We start from the raw sequence: 11,589 nt of genomic DNA, 5'->3' as shown, positions 1-11,589 counted from the left end.
ATGCAACCCTTACGAATCGTCATCGCCGACAACGAATCGATAATCCGCATGGATCTCAAGGAACTCCTCGAAGAAGCGGGTCACACCGTCGTCGGCGAAGCGGCCGACGGCGTCAAGGCTATCGAACTGACCCGCCGCCACAAGCCCGACCTCGTCGTCATGGACATCAAGATGCCCGAGATGGACGGCATTACCGCCGCCAAAATCATTTCCAACGAAAAAATCGCCCCCGTGCTGCTCCTTACCGCCTTCAGCCAGAAGGAAATCGTCGAAAAGGCCAAAGATTCCGGCGTACTCGCGTACCTCGTCAAGCCGGTCAAAGAAGCCAACCTTTTCCCGGCCATCGAAATAGCTTTGTCGCGGTTTCAGGAGTTCGCCGAGCTAGAGCGCGAATTGGAAGAAGTAAAAAATTCCCTCGAAACACGCAAGATCCTCGACCGGGCCAAAGGCATCCTCATGGACGCCTATAACCTCAACGAAAGCGAAGCCTACCGCCGCATCCAGCAATACAGCATGTCCAAGCGCAAATCGATCAGAGAAGTGGCCGAGGCGATCGTCGAAGCCGCCACCAAAAAATAGCGGCAGCGGTAATTAAGAAGCCTAAAGAGGGAATCGTATGAAACGTCGTTACGAAGTACATCCCGTCGCCGGTAAAAACTCACTGCGGTTCTGGCCCGACGCGGTCAGCCCCCTCCGGGTAATCTGGAACTTCACCATCATCTCCCTCGGCCGGATTTCCCCCTCCTTCCACGTAAAAAACTTCCTCTACCGTCTCCTGGGGGTCAAAATCGGCAAAAACGCCTCCGTCGGCCTCATGGTCATGCTGGACATATTCTTCCCTGAAACCATCGACATCGGCGACAACGTCATCATCGGCTACAACACCACCCTCCTCGGCCACGAATTCCTCAAAGACGAATGGCGCAAGGGCAAAATCATCATCGAAAAGGACGTCGTCATCGGCGCCAACTGCACCATTTTGCCCGGAGTGGTCATCGGCGAGGGCGCGGTCGTCTCCGCCATGACGCTCGTCAACCGCGACATCCCGCCCCACTCCTTCTATGGCGGCGTGCCGGCGCGGGATCTGAGGGCGGGGAAATGATGGCACTCTTCTACCGGCGCTGGTTCCTGCTCGCTCTCGTCGCCGTCAACGCCGCCGGCACCGTCTGGGGCGTCGTCTGGTACTGGGAACAGCTCCTCGACACGCCGTGGTACCTCCTGCCGCTAGTTCCCGACTCGCCAGGGCATGCCGCCCTCTTCGGCATCTACGTCTGGTGGCTGGCGACCGGACGGGTGGAGCGCCTCGGCCCCGGACAGACCTTCCTGGCCTGGGCTGGCGTGCTGGGAGTAGTCAAATACGGCCTGTGGACCACCGCAATCATCAGCCAGTATCTTCTCGCTCAGGGGACCCAGCCCGGCATCGAAGACTGGATGCTCTACTTCAGCCACGGCGGCATGGCGCTCCAAGGGCTGGTCTACATGGGGCGGCTGCCCCGGGCGGCGGTGCCGGCCGCGCTAACCGTACTGTGGCTGGCAGTCAACGACTTCTTCGACTACATCCTCTTCACCCATCCCCGGCTGCCTCTGCCAGACCAGTTCGCCGCCGCCGCCTGGACCAACATCATCCTCACCGCCCTCGTGGCGGTACTGGCCTACTGGCTAATCAGCAGAAAGACAACCGGCAGGGCTTGACCCTGCCGCCAGCTTGTCGATAAAGCCCCATCTGCGGCGTTGCTCCTCAGAGCGCTTGCTAGCGTACGATCGAGTACGCTAGCAAGCGCTCTTCCGGTACGCCTTGCATCTGGAGCTTTCTCGGCAAGCTGGTTTTGCTTTATCCACCGCCCTGCGGGACAACGCCTAAGCCCTCTCCCGCATGCATAAAATAACCGTGGGGCGAAGAAAATACCAGAGATGTTCCGCACGGGCCAAAAAATGTTTTAAAAAATGCCGATTTTAGCCGCTTCTGCTCTTGATTTTCCGCCGCAAATTATATATCATAATTTATGGAATTAGCACTCGCCGGTGGTGAGTGCTAACAACAAGAATACATACCAATACAAATACAGAAGGAGGTTTTTTCCACATGATCAAGCCATTAGGCGACAGAGTAGTCATCAAAGTCCTCGAGAAGGAAGAGAAAACCAAGAGCGGCATCGTACTTCCCGACACCGCCAAAGAGAAGCCCCAGGAGGGCAAAATCGTGGCGGTCGGCACCGGTAAAGTGCTTGACAACGGTCAGCGCATCGCGCTCGACGTCAAGGAAGGCGACAAGGTCATCTTCTCCAAATATGCCGGCACCGAAGTCAAAATCGACGGCCAGGATTATCTTATCCTCAGCGAGCGGGACGTCCTGGCGATTGTTGAGTAATATAAGGGGGTAAAGAAAAGAAATGGCGAAGCAGATTATTTTTGACGAAGAAGCTCGTCGCGCTCTTGAAAAGGGCGTCAACGCGCTGGCCAATACCGTAAAAGTGACCCTCGGCCCCAAAGGCCGCAACGTAGTGCTTGACAAGAAATTCGGCGCGCCGACCATTACCAATGACGGCGTCACCATCGCCCGCGAGATCGACCTCGAAGACCCGTTCGAGAATATGGGCGCCCAGCTTGTCAAAGAAGTCGCCACCAAGACCAACGACGTCGCCGGCGACGGCACCACCACCGCCACCCTGCTGGCCCAGGCCATGATCCGCGAAGGTATGCGCAACGTCGCCGCCGGCGCCAACCCGATGATCCTCAAGAAGGGCATCGAAAAAGCCGTCGCCGCCGTCGTCGAAGAAATCAAGAAGAACGCCAAAAAGGTAGAGACCAAAGAAGCCATCGCCCAGGTCGCTTCCATCTCGGCCGCTGACGAAGAAATCGGCAAACTCATCGCCGAAGCCATGGAAAAAGTCGGCAAAGACGGCGTCATCACCGTTGAAGAATCCAAAACCACCGGCACCGACCTCGAAGTCGTCGAAGGCATGCAGTTCGACCGCGGCTACATCTCCCCTTACATGATCACCGACACCGAGAAAATGGAAGCCGTTTTGAACGACCCCTACATCCTCATCACCGACCGCAAGATCGGCGCCATCGCCGACCTGCTGCCCGTCCTCGAAAAAGTCGTCCAGCAGGGCAAGGAACTGCTCATCGTCGCTGAAGACGTCGAAGGCGAAGCCCTCGCCACCCTCGTCGTCAACAAACTGCGCGGCACCTTCCGGGCCGTGGCCGTCAAAGCCCCCGGCTTCGGCGACCGCCGCAAAGCCATGCTCGAAGACATCGCCACCCTCACCGGCGGCACCGTCATCACCGAAGAACTCGGCCGCAAGCTCGACAGCGTCCAGGTCGGCGACCTCGGCCGCGCCCGCCAGGTCCGCGTCTCCAAGGAAGAGACCACCGTCGTCGACGGCGCCGGCGCCGCTGACGCCATCAAAGCCCGCGTCGCCCAGATCAAGGCTCAGATCGAAGAATCCACCTCCGACTTCGACAAAGAGAAGCTTCAGGAGCGTCTGGCCAAGCTGGCCGGCGGCGTAGCCGTCATTCGCGTCGGCGCAGCCACCGAAGTCGAACTCAAAGAGAAGAAGCACCGCATCGAAGACGCCCTCAACGCCACCCGCGCCGCGGTGGAAGAAGGCATCGTCCCCGGCGGCGGCACCGCCTTCATCGACGTCCTGCCCGTATTCGCCAAACTCACCGGCAACGGCGACGAAATGACCGGCGTAGCCATCGTCAAACGGGCTGTCGAAGAACCGGTTCGCCAGATCGCCAACAACGCCGGCCACGAAGGCTCGGTCGTCGTCGAGAACGTAAAGAAAGCCGGCCAGGGCAAAGGCTTCAACGCCCTCACCGAGCAGTACGTCGACATGATCGCCGCCGGCATCGTCGACCCGGCCAAAGTTACCCGCTCCGCCCTCCAGAACGCCGCCTCGATAGCGGCCATGGTCCTCACTACCGAATCGCTCGTTGCCGACAAGCCCGAAAAAGAGCCCATGATGCCCCCGGGTGGCGGCATGGGCGGTATGGGCGGCATGGGCGGCATGATGTAAAGAGAGCCGAAGCCCTCTGGTTTGAGGGGTTCCAGCTCGAACATACTGCCAATGACCACGTTTTGACCACATAAAAGATTTTTAGATGAGGCCTCTCATTAGTTCACTGAACTTTTGAGCGGCCTCTCTTTTCATTGTTTTCGCCACGTGAAGATAGACATTCTTCGTGTTGGCCAGCTTCAAAAGACGCGCTATTCGATTCTCGATATGCGTAAATGAAGGTGTTTATCCATTTGGTGTAAAACACTATATTATTCCAACCGTAACTACTTTTGGGTAAATACATGTTTCCGGGAGCTTACTAATGGATTGCGACGATAAGGACATCAAACTGCTTACTGACGCTCCGATACCAAGATTGCTGCTGCATTTTTCGCTGCCGGCAATCCTTGGTATTATTTCTATCGCCATGTACGAGACGATCGACCGGATTTTTATCGGTCAATTCGCTAGTGATGAGGGCCTGGCTATTATCGCCGTTGGCGTTCCTTTTGTCGCTTTCATCAACGCCTGCTGCCTGATGTTGCGGATTGGAAGCAGTTCGGTTTTTTCCCGAGCATTAGGCTCCGGCAATATTGCCGGAACGGAAAGGGTACTTGCCAACGCATTTCTGCTGCAGCTGTTTTGTGGCGTGACAATCGCCGCTGTCGGTTACTTTTTCAGTGAGCTAATCGCCCGTGTGTGCGGCGCAAATGATGATTTGCTCGCGGCTTCGGCTACCTATATCCGGATCATCGCTGTTGGTGCAACCTTCCTGTTCATCGGCAATTGTGCCAATTCCCTGATGCGTGCTACCGGCGAACCCCGCAAAGGGCTGCTGCTGATTAGCGGTTCCTGCGGGTTGAATATCATTCTGGACGCCATATTTGTGGGGTTCTATGGATGGGGCGTGCCGGGAGCGGCATGGGCGACGGTTATTTCTCAGGGGGTTGGGGCTGTGTACGGATTGTGGCATTTTTTGGGAAAAGACAAAGTCGCCCGCTTATCCCTGACAAACCTGTCGGCGGACTTCACGTATCTTCAGAGCATCATCAGTATCGGCTTTGCCTATGCCATGTTTGAAATTAACTTTGTCGTCGAATCAGCTATCTCTAATCATATGCTTGAAGCTTACGGTGGCGCGGTGGCTCTTGCCGGGGTTGCCGTTGTCGGCAACTGTGTCAGCTTTTTGTACACGCCGATGACCGGCCTTGACGAAGGCGTCCAGCCCATGATCGGTTACAATTTCAGCGCAGGCTATAAGGAACGAGTGCGTAAAATCGCCTACTATGCCTTGGCGATAGGCCTGGCCTTCTTTATTATCAGCTTTATTGCCATTCAGATCGGGGCCGAGACTATCGTCGCCATGTTCGTCGATGACGATGCTGAGTTCCAGGCGGTGACCGCCAGGGCCCTGCGTATCACATTTTCGGTTGCGCCGCTCATGACGTCGATGATTATTATCCCGGGCATCCTCAGTGCGTTGGGTGAGGCAAAATACAATTTTATTTTGAATGTAATCATCCAACTAGTTGTTCAAATACCAGCCCTGCTGATTCTGCCGCGATTTCTCGGAGCGGACGGCGTGTGGCTGTCCTTTCCGCTTGTTGATATAGTGGCGACGGTGCTTGGTATATACTTTTTGCTCAAATCCTTCAGGCGCCACGGGCTAATGGCGGCAAAAACCTCGGAGACAATGGCTGATTGAAAGTGGAGGAGGGGTATTTTGGAGTTCTATAAGCCAAGATTAGCTGAGTACGAAAAATACGTTGAATACTACAAGCTGTGCATGCAACTGTGCGCCGAAACCTCGTTTCTGGCGCTGTGGTCCTATGAAGAGGAAATGGAGCTAGAGCGAGCGTTTTACAGCGAGTTATTCTGGCACCGGATTAACTGGCATGGACAGCGTATCTGGATGCCGCCGATCGGTGAATGGGAGCGGGGCGACTGGGAGGATATACTTACAGCGGTTGTGCCCCCGGGAACGGTTTTCGGTTTTGTACCGGAGTTTTTAGCGAACCGCTGGCTGGACAGCTTTCCCGACAAAATTGCAATAGATGTTGGCGATATGCGCGGCGAATGGGACTATCTTTTCCACCTCAAGCGGCAAATTGCAATGGAGGGCCAAGCTTTCGCCGACATGCGGAATCGGTGCAAAAGCTTCGCCAACAAGTACGCATGCGAGTACAGCACGATTACAGTAGAAGATATCCCGGCCATAAAAGAGTTCCAAGAACAATGGATGAAATGGAATGAAAGCAAGGGAAAACTTTGTGACGACCTGCTGGCTGAGAACCGGACCATCATTAAGATCCTCGACAACTGGAAGTCACTGCTGGATAAGCGAGTCTTCGGCGCTAAAATGGTGCTCGACAACCAAATAATATCCTATATTATTACCGAAGAACTCGACGACTACATCCTTAGCGGGCATGTTCTCAAGGGCAACTATAATTACAACGGTGTCTATCAGACTATGCAGCTTTGGGTGTACAAGAACCAATACGCCCATTTCCCGATTCTCAACATGTGGGGCGACGGCGGGATACCCGGCCTGCGCCAATCCAAGCTTAGCCTGAACCCGATCGGCTTTATAAAAAAATACCTGGTAACCTGGAAAGGCTAGAAGGGTGGTGGGATATGATGGCCGACAGTATTTTGAAGGTGCGCAACAGCTTGAAGGGTGTAGGCCGGGCGCCTGTATTTGTCCAGGATTTCTGCCGGGAAAACTCCATCCCGGAGAAGGATGCGTCTAGTCTTTGTGTTGTGCTGGACGAGATGTTGCCCAACATTTCGCAGATAACCACGTCGCCGCGAATCTGCCTGGAAATCGTCAAGCACGACCAGGTGCTGGAATGCATCATCAGCAGCGAGAGCGAAAAATACGACCTGGCCCAACCGACGGCGCTCGTCTGGCCGGCCGCGGCTGCAGATTCGCGTATTAGCAACCTCAGTATGAAGATTATTCACAAGCTTGTGGACAGGATTGAATGCGTACACGACGCAGGGATAACAACGACGCGTCTGTTCAAGAATCTTGTATAAAGGAAATATGGGAGGCGGCGACTATGATTATCAGAGTGGAAAATAAAGGCGAATACATGTATGTCGAGCCTATCGGAAAAATTGACAGTGTTACTTCCCCGGAGTTTCAAAAGGCGCTTGAAACCGCGGGCGAAAACGGGGCTGTATGTATCGTGAATTTTGCCTCTGTGCCGTACATATCCAGCATGGGCCTGCGGGTGATAATGACGGCCGCTAAGGCCAACACCGACGGCAGCAAACTGATACTCTGCGGGTTGGACGGCATAGTGAAAGAGGTTTTCGAAATTTCCGGCTTTGACACCATTCTTAACATAAGCGCCGATTTTGCCGGGGCCGAAGCATTGCTTAAAAGCCTGGCTAAATAAGCATTTCTTGGGCAATATTAGAAATTACGGCAGTTTATAACATATGGTAGGTAAAGCTTGACAAGCCACAGCAGCGGTTTGCTATGCAATAGGCGACTTCGCCGCCCGGGCAAGGGGTATGCGGCGATTACGTCGGAAATTGGCAACTGGCACCGGTACGCCTCGGTTAACCGGCCGAGCGAAAGTACCCGGACATTTTTGTCCGGGTACTATGTTTATATTCGTTTGATTAACTTACGGGGAGCAATCGCAAGAGATCCAGCCGGGTTTCCGGCTCTGCCTCCGGCCGGGGATGTAATCCCTGCCGCTAAATGATCGGCTGGAGCACCGGAAAACTTGCCGTTACCGTTGTGCCCGCCGGAGAAGTAGCGAAACGGATATACCCGCGATGTCGTTCAACGATCCGGTATGCAACCGCCAGCCCCAGGCCGTTGCCGATTTTTTTTGTGGTAAAGAACGGAGTGCCCAGTTTTTCCAGCGCGCCCTCAGGGATTCCCCTCCCGGAATCCGTGACAGACAGCAACGCGCTGCCGCCGTCGGCAATCGTGCTCACCGTTACGCTGCCCTTGTCTCCCAACGCATCCAGACCGTTCTGAACCAGATTGCCGACAAGTTGCCTGATCTCGTTCCTGTCCATCAAGATAGCCGGCGTCTCCTGCAGGTCGAAATCCAGTCCGTGGCCGTGGCGCAGCGCCTCGGCCTGCAGCGTAGGACCGACCGCCTGCAGCACATGTTCGAGATTGCCTGGCTGGAGGTCGACCCGTTTATTCTTGGCCAGCGACAGGTAATTGCTGATGATCGAATTGGCCCGGTCAAGCTCCTCGATCATCAGCCATAGCGCATCTTTATACTTCTCGAACCCGCCCTTGTTCTCGAAGAACTGCAGGTACCCGCGGACGGTGGTAAGAGGATTGCGCACCTCGTGCCCGATGCTGGCCGCCATCGCGCCGACCATGTTAAGACGGTCCAACTTATGCAGTCGTTCGTTGACCTTGGCCTTTGCCAGGTATTCCTGCTCGATCTCGGTCCGCAGTCTGGCGATGTTATCGCGGTGGACAGCCCCGTCCCGGTCGAAACCGGCGCATGCCTTCACAACTTCCAGATGGCTATCCAGCGCTTCCTCCAGCAACGCGCGGTTGATTTCACTGCGCTTCAGCTTCCGCTTGATAATGCGGTTCTCCCGCTCAAGGGCGGCGACAGAATCTTCCCGGCACATTCTATCCATACGGCTACCTCGCTTTATTCTTCTTGGGCCGGTCCCAGCAACACGGTGACGAATGTGGCGCCATGGAACATATAGGGGGCGCCCCTTTCCAGCGGAGCGAATTCGCCATAACAGTAAAACCCCGCGAAAGGAACGCCGGGCAACTGCCGGCGGACGGACTGAACCTCCTGGGCGATCCTTGTCCCCATTACTATCTTGCGGCCGGCGCAGGAAAAAAGCAAAGCTGCGGCAGGCTGCGGGCCGGGGTAGGTCGCGAGCGCCTGACAGAGCGAATCGGTGCAGGACGCGAGAAGATTTTTTTTGTCCGCCGCCCCGATTTGCACCGTCGCCCCCTCGGGTATCCGACCGTTGAGGGTCACGGTCCCTTTCTCCGGGTCGGAAAAAGGCGCGCTGCGCACGAAAAAACTGTCGCGATCATGCTGGTACACCGCCAGGCAGTAATTCATGAACAAATCGTAATTACCGGTATACCTGCGAAAATAATCGACAGCCGGTTTACCGTCGAGCTCATACAATACATTATTCCTGGCCTTTGTCACCCGTTCACGGGGGCCCAGAGGGGAAAAAGCGCCCTTCAGGCCGCAGGAAAAGACAACCGGTCCGGAGAACAGCAGCAAAACAACGCTATCGGTCAGCACTTCGCCGCCAAAAAACTGGAATGTTTTCCGCTGCTTGGAGTGAGCGGCCGAAGCGCCGCCGATGACCGGGAAAGTATGGCCGAGAACCTCCTGCACACCCCTGTCGATATCAGAGATACCGGCATTCAGCGGGTCGGCCAGAATAATGGCGAACCGATCCTCCGCCGCCGGGTGAAGCATGCCCGACCGGGCGTTCGCCGCCGCCTCCCGCCCGGCCTCCTCGCCGCGGCGTGCGGCGTCGCGGCCGCAGCCGGCCCGGATTTCGACCGTATCGGAAACAAAAACAAGTAAAGTGAGCGAGTCTTCGGTGAACCCCAGCGCGGAGGAAAGCTCGCCGTCCGTCGTGCAGCCGACCAGCTCCATCGCGGGGAAGGCTGCCCGGACGGCGGACAGTATCCGGGCGTGGTCGAAGTCGACCGAACAGAACAAAACGCCGGCCTGCGGCTGCGCTTCACCGAGCGAACAACGGACATGGTCGATGGCTTCCCTGGCCGCTTCGGCCGCTATAATATCCTCGCTATGCCCCACAATTGCTTTTAGCATTACGAATCCTCACTATCGTACAAGGCGCCGGTCAGACCCGGAACCCCCTCGTTTGCTCGCTAACCGGGAAAAATCGGTATCGTACAACTTATTTTGATGAATTTCTCCAAAATCCTCCTTAATTAGTAAAATATTGCATTTTTGTTTGGCGTGAAAACAGGGAACCTTGTCTTTTAACGGTAAAGATGCTACAATATGAACTGGCCGAAAATCCAGTTTATCCGCGGGTCGGCGGCCGGTACGCCGGCTTATGGCCTGCTGTCTTCCAATATACCCGGGAGGTTAACGATGGCGGAAACATATTCGGAGAAAGGCCGCCTGCCGGCCTGTATACTCGACAGAGACCTCTTCGACCAGATATGGTCCATCCTCGGCGCGGACGGCGAATTCATCTGGCAAGCCATCGTCGGCACCGGCGGCGACCTCCTGGGTCAACAAAAGGACCGCCCGCAGGAAATCGTCACCGATCGGGGGCGGCTCAATGAAATCCTTGCAACCCTGCCTCGCGTCGACAGCCTGCAGTTTACCGCCGAGTTAGAAGGCAAAGGGGCGGTCTCCTTTACCTTCCGCAACCATAATCCCCCTGCCGGGGCGCTGGTCGTCGCCGGTCAGGATGCCGCCTGGACAGCCATGCGCTTCGACGCGCTCGACGAGCTGTTCGCATCGCGGCGCGACGAGCGAGCCGACAAGCTCTACGGCAAGCTGATGTTCGTCATCATTAACTCGGTCGCGCCTCTACTCGTGGCCTCGTTAACCGCCGTACTCGTCACCGTGCTGCTCGTCCCCGCCTGGATACGCCAGAGCGAATTCCTCTGGTGGACGACTGCCGGCACCGTCATGCTTACCCTGTGGCTGGCGTCGAAAATCTCCAACCTGTTAATAGTCCGTTGTCTGCAAAAGCGTCCCTATATCCGCTGGCTTTCATAAAAACGACCCCTCCCGCATACAGATGTTGCGAGGAGGGGATTTATTATGATCATCAGCCTGCGGGGACTGATTCAACACCGCCACCTTTTCTACAGTATCATCGGTCTGCTGGCCATCGGGACAGTATACGTCCAGGTGGCGGACTTGTCCGCCGGCGGACCGTTGGCCATCGCCGGCACCCGCACCGACCAGAAAGTCGTGGCCCTCACCTTCGACCATTCCTGGGGCAACAAATTTACCCCCTCCATCCTCGACACGCTCCAACGGCACAACCTCAAAGTCACCTTCTTCATAATGGGGCCGTGGGCGGCCAAATATCCCGACGTCGCCAAACGGATGGTGGCCGATGGGCACGAGATCGCCAGCCACGGCTACCGGCACGAGAATTACGGCGACATGCCGCCCGAATGGGTGAGGGAGGACATCCAGAAAGCCCACGCCCTCATCAAAGAGGTCACCGGCCGCGACGCCTGCCTCATCCGCCCGCCCAACGGGCATTACAGCGCCAGGTCGCTTAAAGTCACCGACGAACTCGGCTACCGAACCATCATCTGGAACGTCGACTCCCTCGACTGGAAAAACCCCGGCCGCGACGTCATCGTCGACAGGGTGATTAAACGGCTCAAACCCGGAGCCGTCATTCTGATGCACGCCTCAGACACGCCTGTGCAGACGGCCGACGCCCTGCCTATCCTGCTCGACCGGATCAAGGCGGAAGGTTATCAGATCGTAACTGTGGGGGAATTGTTAAGCAAGTACTGTGAAAATGGGTTACAGAGGCATTGAAGCCAAAGCGGCGGGCAGGCTGTTGAGCCTGCCTGATTTGTTTTCCCTGTTGCAGG

Annotated in this window: 13 protein-coding genes; 11 read left to right on the top strand and 2 right to left on the bottom strand. The window is 56.2% G+C overall.

All coding sequences use genetic code 11. The features are described from left to right. From RIN56_11965 to RIN56_11925, 9 genes are all read left to right on the top strand, one after another. Entirely contained in the window at positions 1-579 is a 579-nt protein-coding gene (locus RIN56_11965; protein ID MDR7867528.1) for a response regulator, read from the top strand. 37 nt (positions 580-616) lie between these two features. Continuing rightward, positions 617-1,102, top strand: a complete 486-nt coding sequence (locus RIN56_11960; protein MDR7867527.1) for an acyltransferase — start codon at positions 617-619, stop codon at positions 1,100-1,102. Next, the gene (locus RIN56_11955) at positions 1,102-1,692 is read left to right on the top strand and encodes a DUF1405 domain-containing protein (protein ID MDR7867526.1); all 591 of its coding nucleotides are present in this window, start codon (positions 1,102-1,104) and stop codon (positions 1,690-1,692) included. The genes RIN56_11960 and RIN56_11955 overlap by 1 nt, the downstream gene beginning before the upstream one ends. A gap of 391 nt (positions 1,693-2,083) precedes the next feature. Continuing rightward, positions 2,084-2,368 carry a co-chaperone GroES gene (gene groES, locus RIN56_11950; GenBank protein ID MDR7867525.1) on the top strand — a complete coding sequence of 95 codons (285 nt, stop codon included), beginning with the start codon at positions 2,084-2,086 and terminating at the stop codon, positions 2,366-2,368. A 22-nt stretch (positions 2,369-2,390) separates the two neighbouring features. Then, positions 2,391-4,025 (top strand): chaperonin GroEL, encoded by a 1,635-nt coding sequence (gene groL, locus RIN56_11945; GenBank protein ID MDR7867524.1) that lies wholly within the window; start codon positions 2,391-2,393, stop codon positions 4,023-4,025. Between the two features lie 304 nt (positions 4,026-4,329). After that, positions 4,330-5,712 (top strand): MATE family efflux transporter, encoded by a 1,383-nt coding sequence (locus RIN56_11940; GenBank protein ID MDR7867523.1) that lies wholly within the window; start codon positions 4,330-4,332, stop codon positions 5,710-5,712. 18 nt (positions 5,713-5,730) lie between these two features. After that, positions 5,731-6,630, top strand: a complete 900-nt coding sequence (locus RIN56_11935; protein MDR7867522.1) for a phosphatidylglycerol lysyltransferase domain-containing protein — start codon at positions 5,731-5,733, stop codon at positions 6,628-6,630. A gap of 14 nt (positions 6,631-6,644) precedes the next feature. Next, positions 6,645-7,049: a hypothetical protein gene (locus RIN56_11930; protein MDR7867521.1), complete on the top strand. Its 405-nt coding sequence runs from the start codon at positions 6,645-6,647 to the stop codon at positions 7,047-7,049. After that, positions 6,995-7,414: an STAS domain-containing protein gene (locus RIN56_11925; GenBank protein MDR7867520.1), complete on the top strand. Its 420-nt coding sequence runs from the start codon at positions 6,995-6,997 to the stop codon at positions 7,412-7,414. The genes RIN56_11930 and RIN56_11925 overlap by 55 nt, the downstream gene beginning before the upstream one ends. Before the next feature lie 307 nt (positions 7,415-7,721). Here the strand turns inward: RIN56_11925 and RIN56_11920 are convergent, their stop codons facing one another. Together RIN56_11920 and RIN56_11915 are read right to left on the bottom strand one after the other, a co-directional pair. Further along, a complete protein-coding gene (locus tag RIN56_11920) occupies positions 7,722-8,639 on the bottom strand; it encodes an ATP-binding protein (protein ID MDR7867519.1) in 918 nt (305 codons plus the stop codon). Between the two features lie 14 nt (positions 8,640-8,653). Further along, entirely contained in the window at positions 8,654-9,820 is a 1,167-nt protein-coding gene (locus tag RIN56_11915) for an FIST N-terminal domain-containing protein (protein ID MDR7867518.1), read from the bottom strand. Positions 9,821-10,108: 288 nt separating this feature from the next. On the opposite strand from RIN56_11915, the gene RIN56_11910 reads away from it, so the two are divergent. Together RIN56_11910 and pdaB are read left to right on the top strand one after the other, a co-directional pair. Continuing rightward, a complete protein-coding gene (locus RIN56_11910; GenBank protein MDR7867517.1) occupies positions 10,109-10,747 on the top strand; it encodes a hypothetical protein in 639 nt (212 codons plus the stop codon). A gap of 45 nt (positions 10,748-10,792) precedes the next feature. Continuing rightward, positions 10,793-11,533 carry a polysaccharide deacetylase family sporulation protein PdaB gene (gene pdaB / locus RIN56_11905; GenBank protein MDR7867516.1) on the top strand — a complete coding sequence of 247 codons (741 nt, stop codon included), beginning with the start codon at positions 10,793-10,795 and terminating at the stop codon, positions 11,531-11,533. Positions 11,534-11,589 lie beyond the last annotated feature (56 nt).

The sequence above is a fragment of the Sporomusaceae bacterium genome (genome assembly GCA_031460455.1).
In the GTDB taxonomy this organism is placed as follows: Bacteria; Bacillota; Negativicutes; order Sporomusales; family UBA7701; genus Anaeroselena.
Note: the sequence above shows the minus strand (reverse complement) of the source record. Positions and strands in the feature narration are given on the sequence as shown.